Below are 23,680 nucleotides of genomic sequence, written 5' to 3' on the forward strand. Positions count from 1 at the left end.
ACCTTGCGCCGCCGCCCCGCGCCGGCGGACACTCGGCGCCCATGCCCACCTTCCCGGGCCACCTGCCGTCGCGCCTGCCGCACGTCGGCACCACCATCTTCACGGTGATGTCGCGGCTGGCCGCCGAGTGCGGCGCCATCAACCTCTCGCAGGGCTTCCCGGACTTCGCCCCGTCGCCGGCGCTGGTGGACCTGGTGGCGAAGCACATGCGGGCCGGCCAGAACCAGTACGCGCCCATGGCCGGCGCCCCGCAGCTGCGCGAGGCCGTGGCCGAGGTGGCCAGGCTGGCGCACGGCGCCAGCTACGACCCCGAGCACGAGATCACCATCACCGCCGGCGGCACCCAGGCCATCTACGCCGCGGTGGCCTGCGCGGTGCGCCCGGGCGACGAGGTCATCCTCTTCGAGCCGGCCTACGACGCCTACGCACCGGCGGTCGAGCTCAACGGCGGCGCCCCGCGGCGGGCCCAGCTGGCCTACCCCGACTACCGGCCGGACTGGGCGCAGGTGCGGGCGCTGCTGTCGCCGCGCACCCGCCTGATCGTGGTGAACACCCCGCACAACCCCACCGGCTCGACCTGGACCGCCGCGGACCTGGCCGAGCTGGCGGCGCTGCTGCGCGGCACCGACGTGGTGGTGCTCTCCGACGAGGTGTACGAGCACATGGTCTACGACGGGCGGCGCCACCTGGGCTGCGCCGGCTCGGCCGAGCTGGCGGCGCGCAGCTTCGTGGTGGGCTCCTTCGGCAAGACCTTCCACGTCACCGGCTGGAAGGTGGGCTTCGTGCTGGCGCCGCCGGAGCTGACCGCCGAGCTGCGCAAGGCGCACCAGTTCATCACCTTCTGCGTCAACACCCCGGTGCAGCTGGCGCTGGCCGAGCACCTGGCCGACCCGCGCGGCTGGCGCGAGCTGCCGGCCTTCTACCAGCAGAAGCGGGACTTCTTCCGCCAGGGGCTGGCCGCCACCCGGCTGGAGCCGCTGCCCTGCGCCGGCACCTACTTCCAGCTGGCCTCCTACGCCCGGGTGAGCGACGAGCCGGACCTGGCGCTGGCCGAGCGGCTCACCCGCGAGCTCAAGGTGGCCAGCATCCCGGTGTCGGCCTTCTACGCCCACCCCCGCCAGGACCGCGTGCTGCGCTTCTGCTTCGCCAAGGGCGAGGAGACGCTGGCGCGCGCCTGCGAGCGGCTGGCCCGGCTGTGAGCGAGGTGCGCCCGGTGCCCGGTCCGCCCCCCGCCGCCCCGGCGCCCGGCCGGACCGGGTCCGGGGAGGCGCGGCCCGGCCTGCGCACCGAGCTCGCGGTGGTGCTCGGCCTGCTGGTGGCCGCCACGCTGGCCGCCTGGCTCACGCCGGTGGACCTGGCCGCGGCCGACGCCTTCCGGCAGCCCTGCTGCAGCTGGCCCGCGGCCGAGCGGCCGCCCTGGAGCCTGGTCTTCCGCTACGGCGTGCTGCCTGGCGTGCTCATCGCCGCGGCGGCGCTGGTGCTCCTCACCGCCTCCTACTGGCGGCCGCGGGCGCTCCTCACCTGGCGGCGGCCAGCCCTCTTCCTGGTGCTGGTGGCGGCGCTGGGGCCCGGGCTGGTGGTCAACGTGATCCTGAAGGACCACTACGGCCGGCCGCGGCCGCGCGAGGTGCTGGAGCTGGGCGGCCAGGAGCGGTTCCTCAAGGTGCTGGTGCCGGGCAGCGACCGGCAGGCCAAGTCCTTCCCGTGCGGCCACTGCGCCATCGGCTTCTACGTGGGGGTGCCCTGGCTGGTGCTGCGAAGGCGCCACCGGCGCGCCGCCTGGGGCTTCCTCCTGGGTGGCCTGGGGGCCGCCGGCCTGCTCGGCGCGGCCCGGGTCATGGCCGGGGGCCACTTCGTGAGCGACGTGGCCTGGGCCGGCGGCCTGGTCTGGCTCACCGCGCTCGGGCTGCACCGGCTGATGGACCTCGACCGCCCGCCGCCGCCGCCCGCCGAGGCCGACCTGGCCCGCGACCGGGGGAGGGCGCGCCTGGTCACCGTGGTGGCCGGCGGCCTGCTGGCGGCGCTCACCGGCGCGGTGCTGGTGGCCACCCCCTACCTCTCGAAGAAGACCTTCTCCCGCAGCCCGGCCCAGCTCCTGGCCCTGGGCGCGGCGCCGCTCCTGGTGGAGCTGGACCAGGCCACCGTGCGGGTGGAGGCCGGGCCGGCGCTCGACGCCGCCTACGAGGTGCAGGCCTTCGGCTTCCCCACCAGCCGGCTCAACTTCACCTGGCGCGAGGGGCCCGAGGGGGCCCGGCTGGCCATCGAGCAGCTCGGCTGGTTCACCGAGCGGCGCACCGGCGTCTCCCTGCGGCTGCCTGCCGACGGCGCGCGGCCGCTGCAGGTCCGGCTCGGCCGGGGGACGGTCACCCTGGACCTGGGCGGGTTCGCGCCCGGCGCCCGGCTCGAGGTGGCGGTGGAGGAGGGCGAGGTGCGGGTGAGGGGAGGGGAGCGGCCCGGCGTGCAGGTGCGGGTGGCCACGGGGCGGGTGGTCCGGGAGTGAGGAGGACGGCGCGATGGCGGGCTTCAAGGACCACTTCTCCGGCGTCTCGAGGGGCTACCAGGCCAACCGGCCCGGCTACCCGGCGGCCCTCTTCGAGTGGCTGGCCGCGGTGGCCCCGGCCCGCGGGCGGGCGGTCGATCTCGGCTGCGGCACCGGCCAGGCCTCGGTGGCCCTGGCCGCGTGCTTCGACGAGGTGGTGGCGCTCGACCCGAGCGCGGCGCAGGTGGCCGAGGCGGAGGCCCACCCGCGGGTGCACTACGCCGTGGCGCCGGCCGAGGCCACCGGGCTGCCCGCCGGCTCGGCCGACCTGGTCACCGCCGCCCAGGCCTTCCACTGGTTCGACCACCAGCGGCTCGGGCCGGAGCTGCACCGCCTGGCGCGCACCGGGGCCATCTTCGCCGCCTTCACCTACGACCTCTGCCAGGTGGACCCGGCGGTGGACGCGGTGCTCGGCCCCTTCTACCGGGAGGTGGTCGGGCCCTGGTGGCCGCCGGAGCGGGCCCACGTGGACGCCGCCTACCGGACGCTCCCCTTCCCGTGGCCGGAGCTCGAGGCGCCGGCGCTCGTGATGGAGGAGCGCTGGAGCCTGACGCGGCTGGTGGGCTACCTGGGCACCTGGTCGGCGGTGAGCGCCTACCGGAGGGCGCGCGGCCAGGATCCGCGCGAGCTGGTGGCGGCCGCGCTGGCGGAGGCCTGGGGGCCGCCGGGGCTGGAGCGCCGCGTCACCTGGAGGCTGACGGTGCGGGCGGGGCGGATCGGGTAGGGCGCCACCGCCCGCCGCGCCCAGGCGCCGGCGCACCAGTCGCGATCATCCGGTCCGGCACGAACGGAGTTTCCGAACCAGGCTCGCCCTCCTAGGATGACCGCTCCCGCTGCCGGGTCCGCCCGACAGGTACCCGCCCCCACGCCAGGACCTCCCGTGACCGACGACCTCTTCCTCCTGGCGCTCGGCCTCACGATCCTCGGCTTCCTCGTCCCGGGCATCGTGCGCCGGCTCGGGGCGGGGAGACGAGCCGAGCAGGCGGAGCGGCTCCGGGTCGAAGCGGCGCAGCGGGGGCTGCGCCTCCAGGTGGCCACCGGGGAGGCCAGCCCGGGCGCGGTCCCCGGCGCGGTCGCCGCGCCGCCCGGCGCGCTCCTCTACTCGGGATCGAGCGCCGGGCTGGCCTGGACGGCGCAGGTGGAGGTGGACACCGATCCGGACGGCGCCGGGCCGCGCCGCGCCTGGCGGCAGCGCACCCGGCTCACCTTCCCCGGCGTCGCCGCCGCGCCCGGCGCCTTCTTCCTCGCCATGGCCCTTCCACCAGGGGTGAAGCTGCCGGACCCGGCGGCGCCGGGCGCGCGCGGGTTCCTGGGGAAGCTGGCCGACCAGGCGGCCGAGGGGCTGCTCGACCTCTACGTGGGCGGCACCTTCGGGGCCGAGCACCGCGCCCTGGTGAACGCCGCCGGCGCGGCGCGACCCGCGGGGCCCGAGGGCTTCCTGGTGCTCTCCACCGACGCCTCGCTGGCGGCCGGCCTGCTCGACGATCAGGGGCAGGCGCTGCTGGCTGGCCTGCGGCAGGCCGCGGAGGGGACGCCGGCCGCCTGGGCCGTGGATCGCTTCGGCCTGCTGGCCACCTCCGAGGGGCTCACCTTCGCCTGCCAGGTGGGGCTGTCGGAGCCGGCGGCGCTGCGCGGGGTGGCGGAGCGGGTGGCACGGCTGGCGGTGCGGGTGCGGTCGAGGTGACCATGGGTGGAGGCGGGCGCCGGGGGCCCGACCCCGGGCGGGGTGTCCGGTCGAGCCGTCGCACCCGCGAGGTGGGCAGATGAGGGATGGATTCGGACCGTCCGTCTAGGTCACACTGGGCACCTCCGGTCCAGCTTCTTCCGGGGCAGGTCAGCGAGGTGGACGAGTGGTGACGGCGGCGCGGCTCCAGCGCCTGAGGCGGCTGCTCCGGGCCTGGCTCGCGCCGCTGGCCGGCGCGGCGCTCTTCGGCCTGGTCGCCCTCCTGCTCCTCTCGAACCACCGCTCGGCCCAGACGCTGCGGGAGAACCTGCTCCGGCAGCACGCCCAGGAGGACCAGCTGCACGCGGTGGCGCTCGGCCACTTCCTCTCGTCGGCCGTCGAGGCGGTCACCACCGTGGCCGGCTCGAACCAGGTGGCGGCCTACTTCGCCGGGCGCGACCTGGGCATGACCATGGAGTACGGCCTGGCGCTCAGCCTGGTCCCCATCCACGAGCAGCTGCAGCGGCAGGCGGCGCGGGCGCCGCCCAACGAGCCGCCTCCGTTCCGGCGCCTGGTGCTGCTCGACGAGGCCGGCCGCCTGCTGGCCGACTCGGGCAGCGCCTCGCCCGGCTCGCAGCCCTGGGCCGGTCCGCTCGATCCGGCCGGCGTCGAGGGCCGGGTGCTGATCGACCCCGGCGCGAGCCAGCTGGTGGTGGTGCAGGCCCACTGGTGGAAGGGTCGCTGCGTCGGCCACCTGGTCGGCTGGCTGCGCCAGGACAGCGTCGCGGTGGCCCTCACGGGCGGGGAGCACGCGGCGCTGGATCGGGTCGGGTTCCAGCTGCTGGACGAGGGCGGCCGCGCCTACCGGCCCGAGCGCCCGCTGGGCGTGGCGCTCGGGCCGCCGGCCGGCCTGGAGGGGCTGCCGCTCGACGGCCGCCCGGTCGAGGTGGCGGGCGGCGCGCTCCTGGCCGTGCGGGTGGCGGTGCCCGGCCACCCGCTCTCGGTGGTGCTGGTGCGGCGCGCCAGCGACCTGCTGGGCGGCCTCAGCTCCGGCGCGTCGGCCCTGGGCCTGTCGCTGGCGGCCGGCGCCATCCTGCTGGTGGTGGGCCTGGCCCTGTACCTCAACACCGCCTCCCTGGTCCTCAGGGCGCGGCTGGAGGAGTCGCTGCGGCGCGGGCAGGAGGTGGCCGACAAGCACGCCGCCCTGGAGCGCGAGGTGGCCGAGCGGCGGCGCCTGGAGGCCGCCCACGCCCGGCTGGCCATGGCGGCCGAGCAGGCCGACGAGGCCATGGCGGTGACCGACGTCCACGGGGTCTTCGAGTACGTCAACCCGGCCTTCATCCGGGCGGCCGGGTGCACCGCCGGCGCCGTCCTGGGTCGGCCCGCCAGCGAGCTCCTGGGCGAGCCGGGCCGCCCGGCCCTGGCCGAGATCACCCGGGCCATGCGGGCCGGCCAGGCCTGGAAGGGCGAGGTGTCCTGGGCGCCGGGCGGGGGCGAGCCGCGAGAGGTGGAGATGGTGGTCTCCCCGGTGCGCGACGCCGCCGGCGCCCTGGTCAGCTACGTGGTGGTGGCGCGCGACGTGACCGAGCAGCGGCAGCTGCTCGACCGGCTGCGCCACGCCCAGCGGCTGGAGGCGGTGGGCACGCTGGCGGGCGGGGTGGCCCACGACTTCAACAACCTGCTCACCGCCATCAAGGGCTACGCCGGCGCCGCCCTCGACCTGGTGGCGGAGCGCGATCCGGTCCGCGAGGACCTGCAGGAGATCCAGCGGGCCGCCTCCCGCGGGGCCGAGCTGGTCCGCCAGCTGCTGGCCTTCGGCCGAAAGCAGGTGCTGCGGCCGCAGCGGCTCGACCTCGACCAGGCGGTGGCCGGGGTGGACAAGCTGCTGCGCCGCCTGGCCGGCGAGAGGGCCGAGCTGGTGGTGGTCCCGGGCGCCGCCCCCTGGCTGGTGGAGGTCGACCCGGGACAGCTGGAGCAGGTGCTGGTCAACCTGGTGGTCAACGCCCGGGACGCCATGCCGGCCGGTGGCACCATCACCATCTCGACCGCCGCGGTGGCGCTGGGCGAGGCCGAGGCCCGGCGCTTCGTGGAGGGGGCGCCCGGCGAGTTCGTCCGGCTCTCGGTGGCCGACACCGGCGAGGGGATGGACGAGCCGACCCGGGCCCGGGTCTTCGAGCCGTTCTTCACCACCAAGGAGCGCGGCCGCGGCACCGGCCTGGGGCTCTCGACGGTCTTCGGCATCGTGCGGCAGAGCCGCGGCTTCCTGGGCGTCTCGAGCGCCCCGGGCGCCGGCACCCGCTTCGACGTGTTCCTGCCGCGTGACACCGCCGCCGCCGCCGCCGCGCCGGCCGGCCACGATCCCGAGGCGCCGCCGGCCCGCACCCGCTCCGGGCGCTCCGAGGAGGTGCTGCTGGTGGCCGAGGACGAGCCGCAGGTGCGGGCGCTGCTGCAGCGCCAGCTCGCGGCCGAGGGCTACACGGTGCTGGTGGCCGCCGACGGCCGCGAGGCGGTGGCGCTGCTGGAGCGCCACGCCGGGCGGGTCGACCTCCTGCTCACCGACATGGTCATGCCCAACCTGGGTGGGCCCGAGCTGGCCCGCCACTTCCGGGAGCGCCACCCGGCCTCGCCGGTGATCTTCATGTCCGGCTACGCCGAGCCGGCCGCCGACGGGGTCGGGCCGCGCGGCGCCGACGGCGTGTTCGTGCAGAAGCCGTTCGCGGTGGCCGAGCTGGCGGCCACGGTGCGCCGGCTGCTCGACGCGGGGCGCGGCGCCTGATCCCTCGGCCGCGGCCCTGCCCATCCCGCGCCGGCGCGGTATGGTCGCGCACCGTGACCCTCTTCTCCCGCCGCCTGCCGCACGTCGTCACCCGGGCCGACCTGGCCCAGATGCTCCTCGAGACCTACGTCGACCTCATGGGCGTGGACGACGACGAGGCGCTCGACCGGCTGTCGCGCGCCCTGGGGAGGCCAGAGCTGCTGGAGGCCATCTACCGCGGCCTCTCCTCGGCGCTCGAGGAGGTGCAGGGCGAGCGCACCAGCGAGGACCAGCTCATGGACAAGCTGGCCAAGGGGGTGCAGAAGCGGCGAGGGCGGGTCAAGGCGGCGCCCAGCCACCCGGCCATCGCGGCGGTCCTGGTCCGCATCAACCTCGAGCTGGGCCTGGCCCCGGAGCAGATGCGGGCCACGCTGGAGAGCGACAAGGGGCGGGCCATGCTGGAGGGCGGCCTGTCGCGGCTCGGCAAGCACCTGGTGAGCGAGGTGCTGCGCTAGCCTCGCCCCGGCGCGGCCCGGGTCGATGCGACCCGTGGTCCGTCCAGACCCCGCCGCCGCCCCGGATCCCGCCGTGTTCGCGCCGGGTTGGTCGCCCTGGCGCTGGCACGGCCCTGGCTACCGACGCTCCCCGGCATGTCCCTCGCCCAGGCCACCCAGGCCGCCCTCGCCGCCGCCGCCGACTCGGTGGGCGGGCTCGACCGGCACGACGTGGTGGTGCGCCTGCAGCGCACCTTCGGCGCCCCCGGCTACCAGCCGCCCATGCTGCCGGAGGTGGCGCTCGAGGTGATGCAGCTGTCGCAGCGGCCGAACGTGAAGTTCGAGGAGGTGGTGACGCTGCTGCAGAAGGACGCGGTGCTGGCCGGCCGGGTCCTCTGCATCGCCCAGTCCTCCGCCTACGCCGCCCGCTCGCCCATCCAGACCCTGCACCAGGCCTCGGTGCGCCTCGGCCTCACCGCCATGCGCGACGTGGTGCTGGAGGCGGCCATCCACCTGAAGGTCTTCCGCGTCCCGGGCTACGAGGCGGCCATGGAGCGGCTGGCCCGCCACTCGGCGGCGGTGGCCCACGTCATGCGCGCCGTCTGCCGGCGCACCAACGTGGAGGCCGAGTACGCCTTCCTGTGCGGCCTGCTGCACGACGTGGGCTTCGCCGCCTCGCTGCTGGCGCTGTGCGACGACCCGGGCTGGCGCCGGGCCTCCTTCGAGGCGCTGGCGCCGGTGCTCGACGAGGTGCACGAGGAGGCCTCCGGCCTGCTGGCGCGGCTCTGGAAGCTGCCGGAGGGGATCCAGCGCATGGTGGCCACGCACCACGAGCCGGCGCCCGGCGGGAAGGTGGAGCTGGTCAACGCCACGCTCATCGTGGCGGAGCAGCTCTGCTGGGAGGCCGGCGCCGGCCTCGAGCCGCCGCCGCAGGACGCCACCGCCTTCTCCATGACCACGCCCGAGCCGCCCATCGAAGGGGTGGACGTCAACTGGAGCGGGCTGGTGGACGAGGCGCGCCGCCACCTGCGGCTCGACGACCTGGCCCTGGCCGCGGCGCGCGCCGAGGCGTTCCAGATCGTGGAGCGGCTGGGCGGCGCGGCGCCTGCCCCGGCCCGGCCGGCGGCGCGCCGGGCCTGAGAGGCCGGCCGGGTCTCCTGGGCCCGCCGGACCGGTTTCAGGCCGGTTCCCGGCTGGTTCCAGGCCTCCCCCACCCGGGCTCGGGTGTTCGCCCGATGCCGGGATCCGGACTGCGCGCCGCACCTCCCGGGGCGCCGCACCGTTGGCCGGTCGGGTGGCCGCCGCCGCCCCTCCACGGACTCAAAGGCGCCGGATCGGGGTGTCGGCCCAATATCGCGGTGCGCGCGAAAGGCGGATAGTCCTCTTCAGAAAGGAACGAACCCATGACGACCTTCAACGGCAACAGCAGCGTCCCGAGCGGCTACTACCTGAGCACCCGCAGCTTCGCCATCGAGGTGGTCCCCGAGGGCGGCGGCACGCTGTCCGGCGCCGCCACGGCGAAGTACGTCTCGGTGCCCTTCCCGGCGCTCTTCCTGGTGGTGCCGGTGGTCGGGCTGGCGTTCCTCATGTTCCTGCCGGCCATCGGGTTCGCGCTCTTCGCCCAGGCCCTGGTCATGAAGGTGACCGGGCACGTGGCCGAGGGCGCCTCGTCGCTGGCCGCCTCGGTGGCGCCCGACCTGGCTCCCGGCGCGGCCTACCTGGCCGGCCACAAGGACGAGGAGAAGAAGGACGCGCCGGTGACGCCCGAGATCGAGAAGCTGGAGGGGGAGATCAAGGCGAAGCGCGACGAGTAGCGGGCCGGCGCGGTCTGAGGGGGCCGCGCGCGGCAGCGAGGGGGCCGGCACCGCGAGGTGACCGGCCCTCGTCGCGCCCACCGGGGGCCGGCGAGGCTCAGAAGTAGACGGTGATCACCGGGCGGCCCAGCACCACGCCGCCGCGCCGGACGGTGAAGGTGGTCTCCCAGTCGCCCGCCATGGAGAAGGCCAGGCTGCCCTGGTAGCAGCCGGGCGTCGTGGTGGGGGTCGGCGCGACGCTGCCGATGGAGCCGTGGCCCATGGAGGGCATGAAGGGCTCCACCTCGAAGGTGGCGTCCGGCACCGGCGCGTAGCTGGCGCCCTGGTCGGCGGTCTCGTGGAGCGAGGCCGTGATGGGGTTCAGGTCGGCCGAGACCGCGGCGTCGAAGCGGACGGCCAGCAGGTACCGGACCGGACCTTCGCCGAAGGGCTGGGCCAGCCACCGCTCGACCACCGCCAGCCCGGTGAACGTGGCGCTCACCTCGGCCTCGGGCGGGCGCGCCAGGTCGACGCGGATCGACCAGCCGTCCGCGACGGCGGCCGCCTCCGGGAACGCCACCAGCTGCTGGTGGCGCCCGTCGGCGCCGGGCACCGGCAGGCCGAGCCCGGGCGCCACCCGGTCCACCCCGCCCGCCGCGGCCCTCCAGGCGACCAGGCGGACCGCGACGTCGGCCACCGGAGCGCCACCCGCGCCGGTGACCTCCACCGCCAGCAGGGCGAGGCCGGTCCCGAGTGGGCGGTCGGAGAGCAGCTCGACCCCCAGCGGCCCGGCGACCGCGGTGCCGAGGGAGGTCCAGGAGAGGGGACCAGTCGGCCCGGTCGGCCCAGTCGGCCCAGTCGGCCCAGTCGGCCCGACGGGCCCTCCTCCGCCGTCCTCTGCGGCCGGGCAGCCGAGGAGGAGCGCCGCCAGGAGCAGCGGCACCGCCACCCGGCTCGAGCGCCGGTGGAAACAGGTGGACACCCTGCGCATGGCTCGCCCTCGGTGGACGGCCGGGGGCCGGCGGGCGCCGACCCCCGGCGGGCCCTAGTTGTCCCGCGCGCCCTCGGCGATCCAGGTGCGCAGCGCCCGGTAGTCGGCGCTGTCGGTGGACCAGAAGGCGCCGCCACCGTGGGTGCTGCCGACCATGGTCTTGGCGAAGAGCAGGCTGGCCTCGGGCACGTCGGTGTTGACCACGGCGCGGATGCCGATCTTGGTCCAGGTGCGGACCGCGCCGGTCGAGTCGGTGATGCCCACGGCGGACCCGGCGTAGGTGAGGAGGTCGAGCCCGGCGCCGTAGTCGAACGTCTCGCCGGCCTGCGAGGCCTCGGTCGGCCCCGGGATGTGGCACGGACCGCACTTGGAGCGGAGGATGGGGAAGACGTGCTTCCGGTAGGAGAGGCCGGTGGCCGGGAAGCTCTTCAGCGTGGCGCGGGGCGAGGCCCAGGCCCCCATCACCGTGCCGGAGTTGACGTGGTGCATGGAGCAGCTCATGCGCGGCACCATCATCCCGCCGACCGCGGGCATGGTCATCATGGGCCGCGTCCCTCCGTCGGACTTCACCCACGCCTTGTAGCGCCAGGCGTCGGAGCCGTCGGAGAGGCCCGGCGTGATGGACGGATCGCCGGCCAGGGGAGCCTCGGTGTAGAAGTTGCCGAGGTCGTTGGCGGTCACGCTGAGGACGTTGCCCGCGGCGTCCTCCAGCACCAGCTCGCCACCCGGCACGGGGCGGCGGGCGGCCCGGCTGTCGAAGATGGTGCCGGTCATGGTGAAGACCCGGGCGCTCGCCACAGGCCTGTAGATGGCCGTCGGCGAGGTGGAGGCCGGCGCGTGGCAGATCCCGCAGTCGTCGCCCGGGTGGTGGTCGGCGTCGAGGGTGCCGGCGACGTTGTCCTTGCCGGGGACGTGGCCCGCCGGGGCGGGCCGCCACTTGTTCCCGTCCATGGTGAAGCCGGTGGCGGCGGAGACGCCCGCGGCGGCGAGGGCGATGCCGGTGGCGGCGAGGAAGGAGAGCGCGGCGAGGGTGTGGTTCCTGGTCATGTGGGGTCCTCCCGTCACGGCGCGGGCGTGGTGGCGGAGGCCGGGTCCTCGATGAAGACGGTGCCGGCCTGGCGGTTGGCGGTGGGGGCCCCGACCAGCAAGCGGGTGGCCCCGCCCTGCTGGAAGGTGGCCAGGAAGGAGCCGAAGTGGAGCGTCCGCTCGGACCTGGCCAGCGGCGCGCCGATGGCGGTCGCCGTGGTGGCCGCGCCGTTGACCGGCAGGTCCTTGCCGCGGAAGACCCAGACCTTCCCGGTCGAGAGCCCGGTCGCCAGGCTGGTGGCGCCCGCCGCGCTGCCGTGGGGCGAGGACACCGCGAAGTCGGGCTTGCCGTCGGCGTCGAGGTCGCCGAGCGGCTCGATGGAGGTGCCGAACCGCTCCAGGTAGTCGCCGCCGGTGATGCTGGTGAGGAGCTCGGGAGGCATGGGCGTCCCCACCGGGGGCGAGAGGTTGATGGTGCGGGTGCCGGCGCCGCCCTTCACGACGAAGACGCGGCCCTTCAGGGTGGTCATGGGGTTGGCGGTCGAGGGGGTCGGGATGGCGTAGAACTCCGGCAGGCCGATGGCGAGGTCGCGGTAGCCGTCGCCGTCGAGGTCGCCGAGCACGGCCAGCGCGTCGCCGAAGTGGCCCTTGGTGGAGTCGATGGTCACGTCGGCGGCGTCGGCGTCGGGGGCGAACCCGGCCTTGCCGTAGTGGACCAGCACCTTGGAGGCGTGCCAGATGACGCCGTGGGTCCAGATGGCGGCCGTGACCAGGTCGTCCTGACCGTCGCCGTTCAGGTCGCCGCAGGCCGAGGAGAAGCCGAGGATGCCGGTGTGCAGCGTGGCCGGGACCTTCACGCGGGTGGCGTCGGCCAGCCCGGGGCCGAAGTAGACGTAGTAGGCGCCGCCCAGGTAGCGGTCCGGGCCGGGCGAGTGGCTCGGGGCGCCGACCACCAGGTCGGCCTTGCCGTCGGCGTTGAGGTCGCAGCCGCCGGTGATGGAGGTGCCGAACTTGTCGAGGGCCTGCTCGCCGCCGAGCGTGCGCAGCACCTGGCCGCCGCTGCCGCCCCGGTAGACGGTGACCGCGCCGGAGAGCGAGGCGTCCGGGCCGTCGCCGTTGAGGGCGGCCACCGCGTAGTCGGCCACGCCGTCGCCGTCGAGGTCGCCCACGCTGGCGACCTGCCCGCCGAAGTTGTCTCCGCCGGTCAGCGTCCAGGTGGGCGCAGGGGAGAAGCCGCTGGCGCTGCCCTGGTGGACGAAGACGGCGCCCAGCGTGCCGCCGCCCTCGGCGAAGGGGGCGCCGACCAGCAGGTCGTCGTGGGCGTCGGCGTCGAAGCGGGCCACCGCCCCGGCCGTGCCCGCCTGCGAGGCGACCAGGCCCGGTGGCTCCGGCGCGTCCTTCGCCTTGTCCTGGCAACCAGCCACTCCGAGGCCGAGCACCAGCAGCAGCCCCGCCATCCGCTTCGTTCGCATGGAGTCCCCTCCCCGAGGTGGCGCGCGGCGAGCGGGCCGGATGCCCGCCCTGGTCACTCACCGTCACGCCGAGGGGTCCAATCTCCCGCACGGGTCGCCCGGCCTGGAAGGGCCAACCTGTCGCAAACGGTGCGACATCTTGGAGGGTGGCGGAGCCGGCGCCCTCGTGGCTGGCGCGGCGGTGCGGCCGGTGCCCGCCCGCACGCCGGCCAGCGACCGGAGGGGGACTCCGTCCCGGCCGCTCAGGCCGGCCGGCCGCCGCCGCGCACCAGCGCCAGGACCTGCTCCACCGAGATGGGCTTGGGGATCCGGGCCGGGCCGCCCTGGGCGGCGGCCTCACCCGGCGCGGGGTCGTCGCCCGCGAACACCAGCCGCCCGGCCTGGTCCGAGCCGTCGGCCGCCAGCGCCGCGGCCAGCGCCCGCCCGGAGGCCGGGTCGCACAGGATCAGGTCGAAGCGCTCGCCGGCCCGGACCACGGCCAGGGCGCTCGGGACGCTGGCGTGCGGCGCCACGTCGAAGTCCCTGGAGAGCGTGCGGTAGGCGGTGGCGCAGTCGAACGGGTCGGCGTCCACCACCAGCAGGCGAGGCCGCCCGCCGTTGCGCGACGCGGCCGGGGCGCGCAGGGCCAGGCGGCTCTGGGAGCTGGCGGCCGGGAGCCAGGCGCGGAAGACGGTGCCGGTGCCGGGGGCGGAGTCGACCTCCAGGCGGCCGCCGGCGGCCTGGATAATGCCGAAGCAGCTCGCCAGGCCCAGCCCGGCGCCGCGCAGCCCCGCGCTGTCGGCCGCGAAGCCGGCCGTCGGCGTGAAGAACGGATCGAAGAGGTGCGGCCGGAGCTCCGCCGGGATGGGCAGGCCGTCGTCGCGCACCTCGACCTGCGCCCCCCCATCCTCCTGCCGCACCACCAGCGACACCTGGCTGCCGGCGCCGCCGGCGCCGGCCACCGCGGCCGCGGCCCCCAGCAGCAGCTCCAGGAAGGCCTGGCCGAGGCGGGCCTGGTTGCCCTGCACCAGCACCGGCCCGGGCGGCAGCTCCACCACCAGGGTGGCGTGCTGCCGGATCTCCGGGCCGGCCAGCCGCACCGCATGGGCCAGCGCCTGGGCCAGGTCGGTGGGGCCCAGGTCGCCCGCCGAGCGGTCGCGCGAGAAGGACATCAGCTCCCGGACGATGAGGGAGATGCGCCGCCCGGCCTGGCGCGCCTCCCCGAGCGCCGAGACCACCTCGTCGGGCGGGCCGCCGGGGGCCGCGGCGGCCCGCGCCTCCAGCTCCTCGTAGGCGAACTCCACGTCCGCCAGCAGGATGGCCAGCGGGTTGTTGATCTCATGGGTCAGGCCGCGCGCCAGCCGGTCGGCCGCCACCAGCCGGTCCGCCGCGTCCAGCTGGATGCGCACCGCCTCCAGCTGCGCCAGGCGGGCCGCCAGGTCCTGCTGGGTGCGCTCCAGCTCGGCGGTGCGGTCGCGCACCAGCGCCTCGGCCTGCCCGCGCGAGAGCATGGTGCCGTGCAGCCGCGCCGCCATGGCGTCGAGGGCCGACCCCAGCGAGGCCAGCTCGTCCGTGCCGTCGAGGGCGATGCGGGTGGTCAGGTCGCCGGCGCTGACGCGCCTGGCGCCGGCCTCCAGCGCCGCCAGGCCGCGCCGCAGCCGCGGCGCCACCGCGGTCGCCCCCAGCAGCCCCAGCATCAGCCCCAGCGCGGCCACCACGCCGGCGATGGCCCGGGCGCGGGCGATGGACTCGGCGGAGAGCCGGGCGGTGTCGGCGTCGATCTGGCGGTTGTGCGCGGCCAGCCGGGTGATGGGGCCGAGGACGTCGCGCGCGAAGTGGGCGGCGGCGTCGGGCAGGTCCCCGGCCCCGACCGGGCCCGCCTGCAGGGCCGCCTCGACCACCTGGCGGAGCTCCTCGACCTCCTCGGCCCCGTCGCCCGGGGCGAAGAGGCCGGCGGCCAGGTCGAGCTGACGGCGCGCCGTCTCGGCGAGCTCCGGGTCGGCGGCCGGACCGTGGAGCAGCGCCGGCACGGCCAGCGAGAGCGACTGGCAGGCCTCGGCCCGCGCGCTGGTCCGCTGCCGCTGCAGCAGGATCTGCTGGGCCTTCGAGGCGCCCCAGTAGACCGTGCCCCCCAGCGCCAGGGTGGCCAGCACCGAGGCGGCGCCGAAGAAGGAGAGGCGGCCGCGCAGGGTCACGGCGCGTCCCCCGCCGCCGCCGGCCCGAGGCGGCCCTCGGCCGCGGCGAGCAGCTGGGCGGCCGTGTGGATGGTGGCGTCCGGGAGGCAGGCCAGGCCCACCGCGGCGTCGCGCTTCGCTGCGGCCAGGCAGGCCTGGATGCGCTTGGCTACCACCTGCGCGCCGCCGGCTGGCGTGTCGACCAGCAGCGCCAGGTAGTGCCCGCCCTGGCGGGACAGCACGTCGGACTGGCGCAGCGAGGCCAGCAGCAGCAGCGCCGTCTCGGCGTCCGCCTGGTCCGGCTCGGCGGGCGCCCGGCAGGCCAGCAGCGCCACTGGCCGCTCGCCGCTCCGGGCCCGCTCGACCTCCTCCTCCAGGAGCAGGAGGAAGGTCTCGGCCGGCACGGGGCCGACCCCCTCCGGCTCCGGCGGGGCCCCGGTGGGGCGCCGCGCCTGCAGCAGCCGCTGCGCCTCCTCCAGCACGGCCTGCACCCGGCCTGGCCCCCCCAGGTCGAGGTCGAAGTCGGTGGAGGCCTCCGGCACCGCCGCGGCCATGCGCGTCAGCGCGGCCGCCACCGTCGCCGGCGCCAGCCCGAGCCGCTCCGTGGCCGACCCGAGGGCCGCCCGGGTGGCCGCGGTGGGCCGGTCGGAGATCCAGAGGTCGGCCAGGCAGCCCGACAGGTAGACCGCCTCCGGCAGCGTCAGCCCGGCGCGTCCGGCCGGCCGCTCGGGCGGCGCGTGGCTCAGGCAGATGGCCTCCTGCAGCCGCTCGGGGAGGTTCCAGCGGCGGGCCAGCAGGCAGCCCACCTGCACGTGGTCCGCGCCGAGCAACTCGGCCTCCAGCGCCGCCAGCGTGTCGTGCTCCGCCTGGGCCGCCAGGCAGACCTGGCCGTAGTCGCCGGGGAAGACCCCGTTCAGCGCCAGCATGCCGAGGTCCTGGAGGAGGCAGCCCACGAAGGCGTCCTCCTGGTCGTGCTCCACCACCAGCCCCAGGGCCCGGCCCGCGATGGCCGAGAAGAGGGCGCGCCGCCAGAATGCGGCGTGGTCGAAGCCGCTGGCGTCGTGGCGCCTGCGCCCGCCCACCAGCGAGAACGAGAGGGTGACGGCCAGCGTGGCGTTGGTGCCGAGCAGGGCCACCGCCCGGGAGAGCGACGCCACCTTGCCGCGGGTGGCGAAGGAGGCGGAGTTGGCCAGTCGCAGCAGCTTGGCCGAGATGGCCGGATCGGGAGCGACGGCCGCGGCGATGGCGGCCAGGTTGACCTCGTCCTCCTGGCAGAGCTCCAGCACGCGCAAGGCGACCGCCGGCAGGCTGGGCAGGTCCGGGGAGGACAGGATCCGGGCGGCCAGGCGCTCGTCGATGGGGGCGCGGGGGGTCACGGTCGGTCTCGGGTGGTCACGGTCGCGGCGGCCCGACCCGCACCTGCAGGCTGGCCACGGCGCGGCGCATGGCCGCCAGGCGGAGGGCCTGCGCCACCGCCGCCTCGACCTCCTCGCGGCTCCAGGGCTTCATCAGCACCGCGCTGACCAGCCCCTGCTGCTTCAAGGCCACCACCTCCGGGATGTCGGCGTAGGCGGTCAACATGAGGCGGGCCACGCCCGGGTGGCGGGTCACCACCTGCTGCAGCAGGTCGATGCCGTTCATCACCGGCATGGAGAAGTCGGTGAGGAGCACGTCCACCTCACGCTCCGCCAGCACCAGGAGCGCGGCCTGGCCCGAGGAGGCGACGCGGATGTCGTAGACCCGCCGGAAGGTCCGCTCGAAGGCGCGCAGGAGCACCTCGTCGTCGTCCACGACGAGCAGGCGCGGCGGCGGCCGGCGTGCCTCTCCTGGCCCGGTCATGACGCCCAGGTTCCCACCGCCCCGTCAGGGCGCGCCGAGTCCACATCGCCGCACATGCTGTCGCTCCCAGCGAGGGATTCTGCAATCCAGGGACCCAGCGCACGGCCAACGCAGGGTCGAGCGGTGCTCGCAACTCACCGATTTCATGGACGAAGCGCTGCCTGGTTTCCAGGCCAGGAGGTCCGGCGCCTGGTGCGTCGCGGACCCACTGGGTCCCGATGGACGACCCGAGCCCCGGGCGACCGCTGGTCAGAGGCCGGGATCAGGGGAGGTTCGGATCAGGGGAACGGCCTCGGCCGGCCGGCTCACCGCGACCGGGAGTCCGCCGCTGCGACGCCCGTCGCCAGGGCCTGCCGCAGCGCCGCCGCCAGGCGCGCCGGCTGGAAGGGCTTCTGCACCAGGATGAGCCCCTCCTCCAGCACGCCGGCCTGGTCCACCACGTCCTGCGAGTAGCCCGACATGTAGACCACCGGCAGGCCGGGGCGCGCCGCCCAGAGGCGCTCGGCCAGCTGGCGGCCGTTGAGGCCGGGCATGACCACGTCGGTGAGGAGCAGGTCGAGCGGGCCGGTCTGGCGCGCCGCCAGCGCCAGCGCCTGGGCGCCGTCGCCGGCCGACAGCACCTGGTAGCCGAGCCGGAGCAGGAGGGCGCGGGTCACGGCGCGCACCGCCTGCTCGTCCTCCACCAGCAGCACCGTCTCGTGGCCGCCGGGCAGCGGCTCGGCCGCGGCGGCCCCAGGCTCGTCCAGCGGCGGGGCGTCCGACGCCGGGAAGCAGACGCGGACGCGGGTGCCGCGGCCCGCCGCCGAGTCCACCTCCACGAAGCCGCCGTGCTGGCTGGCGATGCCGTAGACCGTGGAGAGCCCCAGGCCGGTGCCCTTGCCCCCCTTGGTGGTGAAGAACGGCTCGAAGATGTGGGGCAGGACGTCCGCCTCGATGCCAGCCCCGTCGTCCTGGACCACGATGGCGCCGTAGCGCCCGGGTCGCCGGTCCGCGCCGGCCTCGACCACCTCCACCGGCGCGGTGGAGATGACGATGCGGCCGCCGGGGCGGACAGCGTCGCGGGCGTTGACCGCCAGGTTGAGCACCACCTGCTCCACCTGGCCGGGGTCGGCCAGCACCGGCGGCGCGTCGCCGCCCGGCGCGAAGCTCACCGCCACGTCCTCGCCCAGCACCCGCCGCAGCATGCTGGCCAGCCCGGTGACGTGGCGCGCCAGGTCGAGCGACCTGGGCGCGATGACCTGGCGGCGGCTGAAGGCCAGCAGCTGGCGGGTCAGCCCGGTGGCGCGCGCGGCGGCGTCCTGGATCTCCTCGAAGTAGGGCCGGCAGGCCTCCTCCACCGGCAGGTCCAGCAGCCGGAGCGAGGCGTTGGCGGTGATGGCGGTGAGCAGGTTGTTGAAGTCGTGGGCCACCCCGCCGGCCAGCCGCCCGATGGCCTCCATCTTCTGGGCCTGGCGCAGCTGCTCGGCCAGCGCGTCGCGCTCCAGCTCGGCGCGCCGCATCTCGGTGATGTCGCGGGTGATGGAGAGGATGGCGGGCACGCCGCCGAGCTGCAGCACCCGGGCGGACATGAGCCCCTGGAGCACCCGGCCGTCCTTGAAGCGGAAGGCCGCCTCCAGGTTCTGCACCACCCCGTGGGCCCTGAGCCCCTCCACCAGCCTGCCCCGGTCGGCCGGGTCGGCCCAGATCTGCAGCTCCAGCGATGAGCGGCCGAGGACGTCGGCCTCGGTCCAGCCGGTCATGCGCGTGAAGCCGGGGTTGATGGCCAGGTAGACCCCGTCCGAGAGCCGGTTCAGGTTGATGGCGTCCGGGCTGGTCTCGAAGGCCATGCGGAAGCGCTCGTCGGCCTCGCGCAGCTGCTGCTCGGCCCGCTCCCGCTCCGTCACCTCCAGCTGCAGCCGGGCCACCGTCTGGCGCAGGCTGGCGGTCTGGTCCAGCACCGCCCGCGACAGGCCGGCGGTGGCCTCCCGCCGCTCCGCCTCGACGCGCACGATGACGCCCACGAAGAGCAGCAGGCTGGCCGTGAGCAGCGCCGGGCCGAGGCCGCTGAGCGAGGCGAACCCCCCCGGGAGGAGGCCGGTGATGGAGGCGATGCGCACCAGGCCGAAGGCCGCCACCACCAGGCAGGACGCCAGGAACCAGCGGGCGGTGGCGGCGCCGCGCCGGTGGTCGGCCACGCCCAGCGCCACCATCACGCCGAAGGCCGCCACCGCCGGCGCCACGCCGCAGTAGAGCGCCAGGCGCCCGAGGCCGGCGGGGGGCAGCAGCAGGGCTGCCGCGGCGCAGCCCACGCCGGTCCAGGTCACGAGGCGGGCCGCCCGGTCGAGGCGCGGGTGGTGCACCTGGGCGTCCGAGTAGGCCCGCGCGTAGGCGGCGGTCAGCAGCGCGGTCGCCGCCGCGAAGAACGGGGGCGCGGCCACCGCCCACCGGGGCGAGCCCGGCCAGAGCCAGCGGGCCCCCAGGCCGGTGATGGCCAGCTCGTAGGCCAGGTAGGCGGCCAGCACCGCCGCCAGGCGAGCGCTCCAGCGGTCGCGGCGCACCAGCCCCATGACCAGGCTGAGGATGACGACCAGCAGGAGCGCGCCCGTCTCCAGGCCGGCCAGGAGCCCCAGCCCCAGGGCGTGCACCTCCAGCCCCGAGGCGCTCCAGAGGTGCGCCTCCACCACGACGGGCCTGCTCGACTCCACCCGCAGCAACAGCTCCGCCTCCGCGCCCGCCGGCAGGGCCAGCGGGAGCTGGTGGTAGGGCCCGGCGTGGCGGATGGTGCGCTCGGCCGGCGGCACCGTCAGGCCGCCCCGGAGGTGGACGGGCGCACCACCACCCACCACCCAGGCGTCGAGCCGATCCACCAGCGGCTGGTCCCAGGTGACCTGCCAGGAGCCCGGCGGGCCCCCCTGCAGCCTGGCGTGGAGCCACACCACGCGGGCGCCCACGCCGAGCCCGCGCGCCGGCGCGCCCACCGGCCGGTAGCGGCCGGCGCGGGCGGCCGCCAGCGCCGCCGGCCCGTCGAGCGGGGTGCCCTCCTCGACCAGGTAGTCGAGGTGCGCGCCGAGCTCCCGACCCGGTCGCTCGTCGAGGACCAGCGGGGCCGCCGCGGTCGCGGCGGGTGAGCCGAGCAGGAGCGCGACGGCGAGGGAGGTGGCACGGCGTCGCATCGACTGGACATGCTGCCACACCCGCGCCGCCGCGAAGGCCCTGTCGTGGTGGGACGCGCCGGCGTGCGGCGAGACGCCGCAGTGCCTGCGCTCCTCCAGGGCGGCGGTCCAGGCTCCCAGCACCTCCCGGCCAGCCGCGCCGAGGCGGCGGGTAGGGCGGGCCAGCGCGTCGGGGTATCGTGGGCGCGTGCCCAGCGGGGCTGCTGAGGCGCCGCCGGACAGGAGGGTGGAGGCTGCATGGCTCGACGTGGCCGCGGGCGCGACTGGCACCCGGAGTGGTGGATCCCGGCGCTCTATGCGGCCGTCTCCGGGGGCTACATCTACGGGTCCGATGCGCTGGTGGCGGCCATGGCCGGCTCCATCGAGCAGCAGCGTCTCCTCTCGGTCTACAAGGGGCTCGGCTTCGTGGCCGTCACCGCCGCGCTGCTCTACGCCGGGCTGCGCCTGACCCGGCGCCGCGACCTGGCCGGCGCCCGCCACCTGCGCGAGAGCGAGGCGCTGCTGCACGCCATCACCGACGCCATCCCCGACCCGGTGTTCCTGAAGGGTCGCGACGGCCGGTGGCTCTTCGCCAACCCGGCCACGCTGCAGGTCATGGGCAAGGCGCCGGGCCAGGTGCTCGGCAGGACCGACCTCGAGATCTACGGCGACCAGGCGGTCGCCGCGACCCTGATGGAGACCGACCAGCGGATCATGGCGTCCGGCGTGGCGGAGGTGCTGGAGGAGCGCATCCTCGGGCCCCAGGGCTACCGGACCTTCCTCTCCTCCAAGGCGCCCTACCGCGACGCCGAGGGCCGGGTGGCGGGGCTCATCGGCAACGCCCGCGACATCACCGACCGCAAGCGCGCCGAGCAGGACCTGCTGGCCGCCGAGGAGCGCGTCCAGCAGGCCCAGAAGCTGGAGAGCGTGGGCCGGCTGGCGGGCGGGGTGGCGCACGACTTCAACAACCTGCTCACGGTGATCCTGGGCGCCAGCAGCGTGCTGCAGGAGGATCTGGAGGCGGGCCGGCCCGCCTCGCTGGAGGACGTGTCGCAGATCGCCGCCGCCGGCGGCCGGGCCCGCGAGCTGACCGGCCAGCTGCTGGCCTTCGCCCGCCGGCAGGTGACGGCGCCGGTGCCGCTCGACCTCAACGAGGTGGTGCGTTCCAGCGAGCGGCTGCTGCGCCGGGTGCTGGGCGAGGACGTGGCGCTCTCGGTCGACCTGGAGCCCCGGCCCTGGACGGTGGTCTGCGACCCCGGACAGCTGGAGCAGGTCATCCTCAACCTGGTGGTCAACGCCCGCGACGCCATGCCCCGCGGCGGCCGGCTGGCCCTGCGCACCCGCAACCACGTGGTGGACGAGGCCGAGGCCGCCCGCGACGTGAAGGCCCGGGCCGGCGAGTGGGTCCGCCTCACGGTGGAGGACTCCGGCACCGGCCTCTCGCCGGAGGCGCTGGCCCACCTCTTCGAGCCCTTCTTCACCACCAAGCCGAAGGGGAGCGGCACCGGGCTCGGGCTGGCCACGGTGTACGGCATCGTCACCCAGGCCGGCGGCTTCGTGTGGGCCCGGAGCAGGCCGGGCCAGGGCGCCAGCTTCGAGGTCAACCTGCCCCGCCGGCTGGCGGCGGCCGTGACGCCGCGGCCGGTGGTCCCGGAGCGGGTGGCCGGGGGGACCGAGACGGTGCTGGCGGTCGAGGACGACCCGCTGGTGCGGGAGATCACGGCGCGGGCGCTGCGGAGCGGCGGCTACCGGGTGCTGGTGGCGGCCGGCGGGGTCGAGGCGCTGGAGGTGGCGGCGCGGCACCAGGGGCCGCTGCAGCTGCTGGTCACCGACGTGGTGATGCCCGGCATGGACGGGCTGGCGCTGGCCGACGAGCTGCGGCGCCGGCGCCAGGGGCTGCGGGTCCTCTTCGTCTCCGGCTACTCCCAGGACGTCATCAGCCACCACGGGGTGCTCGATCCCGGGGTGGAGCTGCTGGCCAAGCCCTTCACCTCCGGCGCCCTGCTGGCGCGGGTGCGCGCGGTGCTCGACGCCTCCGGGTGAGCGCCCGTCAGTCCCGGATGGGCCAGGCGTTGCGCCCCCTCGCCGATGCGGGTAGATGCCCACAATGGATCCGGTCTCCTGCCTCTGCACCAACGCCCGCCGCGCCGCCCTGGTGCTGACGGCGCGCTACGACGCGGCGCTGGCCCCGCACGGCCTCAAGGTCACCCAGTTCTCGCTGCTGCACGCGGTCAAGCGGCACGGGGCGCCCAACCTGACGCGGCTGGCCGAGGCCACCGGGCTCGATCGCAGCACGCTCGGCCGCAACCTGCGCGGGCTGGAGGGGCTGGGGCTGGTGGCGCTCTCGCCCGGCGACGACCTGCGCGACCGGGTGGTGGCGCTCACCGAGGCAGGACGCGAGCGGCTCCGGCAGGCCGGTGAGGCCTGGCGGGCGCTGCAGGGCTCCCTGGGGGCCGCGCTCGGCGAGGACGCCGGGCGGTTCACCGAGGTGGCCAGGCGGGTGGTGGCGCTGGCGCGGCCCGGCCCGGCGCAGGTGGAGGCGCCGTGACCGGCCCCGCCTCCCGCGGCTGGCGGAGCCCGGCGGTGATCCTGGGCGCGGGCGCGCTGCTGCTGGCCATCTCGCTCGGCATCCGGCACGCCTTCGGCCTCTTCCTGGCGCCCATGTCGCGCGACCACGGCTGGACCCGCGAGGTCTTCGCCTTCGCCATCGCCCTGCAGAACCTGGTGTGGGGGCTGGCCCAGCCCTTCGCCGGGCGGCTGGCCGATCGCCTCGGCGCCGCCCGGGTGATCCTGGTGGGCAGCGCCCTCTACGTGGCCGGCCTGGTGCTGATGGCCGGGGCGCACAGCGGGGCCATGCTGGCCGCCTCGGCCGGCCTGGTCATCGGGCTCGGGCTCTCCGGCACCACCATGCCGGTGGTCTTCGGGGCCATCGTCCGCTCCACGCCGCCCGAGCGGCGCAGCCTGGCCATGGGGGTGGCCATGGCGGTGGGCTCGCTCGGCCAGTTCGCCATGCTGCCGGGCGCCCTCTCGGCCATCGAGGCCTTCGGCTGGGGCGCCACGCTCCTCGGGCTGGCGGCGCTCGGCGTGCTCATGGCGCCGCTGGCGGCCGCGCTCACCGAGCGCCCCGCCGCCGGGGCGGCGCGCCGGGCCGTCCGGCCGCTGCGCGCCGTGCTGGCCGAGGCGCTGGCCCACCGCGGCTTCTGGCTGCTCTCGGTCGGCTTCTTCGTGTGCGGCTTCCACGTGGTCTTCATCGCCACGCACCTGCCGGCCTTCCTCACCGACCGCGGCCTGCCGCCCCGGACCGGCGCGGTGGTGCTGGCGCTGGTGGGGCTCTTCAACATCGCCGGCTCCTACCTGGCCGGGCTGCTGGGCGGCCGCCGGAGCAAGCCTGGCCTGCTGGTGGGGCTCTACGCGGCGCGGGCCGTGGTGCTGGCGGCCTTCATCCTGCTGCCGGTCACCGAGGTGACGGCCTGGGCCTTCGGCGCCGCCATGGGGCTGCTCTGGCTCTCCACCGTGCCGCTCACCAACGGCACGGTGGCCACCGTCTTCGGCCCGGACGACTTCGCCCTGCTGGGCGGCATCGTCTTCCTGTTCCACCAGGTGGGCGCCTTCCTGGGCGGCTGGCTGGGCGGGCGGCTCTACGTGCTGACCGGCAGCTACGACGTGGTCTGGTGGCTCTCGGTGGGGCTGGCGCTGGTGGCCGCGCTCCTCAACGTGCCCGTCCGCGAGGTCCCGGTGGCGCGCCTCGGCGCCGCCCCGGCGCGCGCCACGTGAGCCGCACCGTGCTCCGGGCCCTCCTGCTGGTGCTCCTGGCGCTGGTGGCG

General features: G+C 76.3%; 18 protein-coding genes. 11 read left to right on the plus strand and 7 right to left on the minus strand.

Annotated elements, in window-relative coordinates; translation table 11 throughout:
• Nucleotides 1-41 precede the first annotated feature (41 nt).
• The 8 genes from IPO09_02075 to IPO09_02110 all read left to right on the plus strand — a co-directional run bounded on the left by IPO09_02075 (nt 42) and on the right by IPO09_02110 (nt 9,265).
• Complete coding sequence (locus IPO09_02075) at nt 42-1,199, plus strand: methionine aminotransferase (protein ID MBK9516139.1); 1,158 nt, start codon at nt 42-44, stop codon at nt 1,197-1,199.
• A gap of 14 nt (nt 1,200-1,213) precedes the next feature.
• Entirely contained in the window at nt 1,214-2,500 is a 1,287-nt protein-coding gene (locus tag IPO09_02080; GenBank protein ID MBK9516140.1) for a phosphatase PAP2 family protein, read from the plus strand.
• Between the two features lie 13 nt (nt 2,501-2,513).
• Nucleotides 2,514-3,263: a class I SAM-dependent methyltransferase gene (locus IPO09_02085; protein ID MBK9516141.1), complete on the plus strand. Its 750-nt coding sequence runs from the start codon at nt 2,514-2,516 to the stop codon at nt 3,261-3,263.
• 156 nt (nt 3,264-3,419) lie between these two features.
• Nucleotides 3,420-4,223: a hypothetical protein gene (locus IPO09_02090; protein ID MBK9516142.1), complete on the plus strand. Its 804-nt coding sequence runs from the start codon at nt 3,420-3,422 to the stop codon at nt 4,221-4,223.
• A gap of 166 nt (nt 4,224-4,389) precedes the next feature.
• Nucleotides 4,390-6,978, plus strand: coding sequence for a response regulator (locus tag IPO09_02095; protein MBK9516143.1), 2,589 nt, complete (start codon nt 4,390-4,392; stop codon nt 6,976-6,978).
• Between the two features lie 53 nt (nt 6,979-7,031).
• Nucleotides 7,032-7,472 (plus strand): hypothetical protein, encoded by a 441-nt coding sequence (locus IPO09_02100; GenBank protein ID MBK9516144.1) that lies wholly within the window; start codon nt 7,032-7,034, stop codon nt 7,470-7,472.
• A gap of 135 nt (nt 7,473-7,607) precedes the next feature.
• Entirely contained in the window at nt 7,608-8,591 is a 984-nt protein-coding gene (locus IPO09_02105) for an HDOD domain-containing protein (protein MBK9516145.1), read from the plus strand.
• Nucleotides 8,592-8,854: 263 nt separating this feature from the next.
• Nucleotides 8,855-9,265: a hypothetical protein gene (locus IPO09_02110; GenBank protein ID MBK9516146.1), complete on the plus strand. Its 411-nt coding sequence runs from the start codon at nt 8,855-8,857 to the stop codon at nt 9,263-9,265.
• A 97-nt stretch (nt 9,266-9,362) separates the two neighbouring features.
• Here IPO09_02110 and IPO09_02115 read toward each other — a convergent pair whose 3' ends face one another.
• From IPO09_02115 to IPO09_02145, 7 genes are all read right to left on the minus strand, one after another.
• On the minus strand, nt 9,363-10,226 hold the full coding sequence (locus IPO09_02115; GenBank protein MBK9516147.1) for a FixH family protein: 864 nt from the start codon (nt 10,224-10,226) through the stop codon (nt 9,363-9,365).
• Nucleotides 10,227-10,289: 63 nt separating this feature from the next.
• Nucleotides 10,290-11,282 carry a hypothetical protein gene (locus IPO09_02120; protein ID MBK9516148.1) on the minus strand — a complete coding sequence of 331 codons (993 nt, stop codon included), beginning with the start codon at nt 11,280-11,282 and terminating at the stop codon, nt 10,290-10,292.
• A 14-nt stretch (nt 11,283-11,296) separates the two neighbouring features.
• The gene (locus tag IPO09_02125) at nt 11,297-12,733 is read right to left on the minus strand and encodes an FG-GAP repeat protein (GenBank protein ID MBK9516149.1); all 1,437 of its coding nucleotides are present in this window, start codon (nt 12,731-12,733) and stop codon (nt 11,297-11,299) included.
• Nucleotides 12,734-12,975: 242 nt separating this feature from the next.
• Nucleotides 12,976-14,907, minus strand: a complete 1,932-nt coding sequence (locus tag IPO09_02130; protein ID MBK9516150.1) for a hybrid sensor histidine kinase/response regulator — start codon at nt 14,905-14,907, stop codon at nt 12,976-12,978.
• The gene (locus IPO09_02135) at nt 14,904-16,262 is read right to left on the minus strand and encodes an HDOD domain-containing protein (GenBank protein ID MBK9516151.1); all 1,359 of its coding nucleotides are present in this window, start codon (nt 16,260-16,262) and stop codon (nt 14,904-14,906) included. Before IPO09_02135 ends, IPO09_02130 begins: the two co-directional genes overlap by 4 nt.
• Nucleotides 16,263-16,278: 16 nt before the next feature.
• Nucleotides 16,279-16,725: a response regulator gene (locus IPO09_02140; protein ID MBK9516152.1), complete on the minus strand. Its 447-nt coding sequence runs from the start codon at nt 16,723-16,725 to the stop codon at nt 16,279-16,281.
• Between the two features lie 305 nt (nt 16,726-17,030).
• Nucleotides 17,031-19,877: a response regulator gene (locus IPO09_02145; protein ID MBK9516153.1), complete on the minus strand. Its 2,847-nt coding sequence runs from the start codon at nt 19,875-19,877 to the stop codon at nt 17,031-17,033.
• Between the two features lie 237 nt (nt 19,878-20,114).
• Between IPO09_02145 and IPO09_02150 the strand changes: the two genes are divergently transcribed.
• From IPO09_02150 to IPO09_02160, 3 genes are all read left to right on the plus strand, one after another.
• The gene (locus IPO09_02150) at nt 20,115-21,899 is read left to right on the plus strand and encodes a PAS domain-containing protein (GenBank protein MBK9516154.1); all 1,785 of its coding nucleotides are present in this window, start codon (nt 20,115-20,117) and stop codon (nt 21,897-21,899) included.
• A gap of 64 nt (nt 21,900-21,963) precedes the next feature.
• Nucleotides 21,964-22,404, plus strand: a complete 441-nt coding sequence (locus IPO09_02155) for a winged helix-turn-helix transcriptional regulator (protein MBK9516155.1) — start codon at nt 21,964-21,966, stop codon at nt 22,402-22,404.
• Nucleotides 22,401-23,630, plus strand: coding sequence for an MFS transporter (locus tag IPO09_02160; GenBank protein ID MBK9516156.1), 1,230 nt, complete (start codon nt 22,401-22,403; stop codon nt 23,628-23,630). Before IPO09_02155 ends, IPO09_02160 begins: the two co-directional genes overlap by 4 nt.
• Nucleotides 23,631-23,680 lie beyond the last annotated feature (50 nt).

Source organism: Anaeromyxobacter sp., assembly GCA_016718565.1.
GTDB lineage: Bacteria > Myxococcota > Myxococcia > Myxococcales > Anaeromyxobacteraceae > JADKCZ01.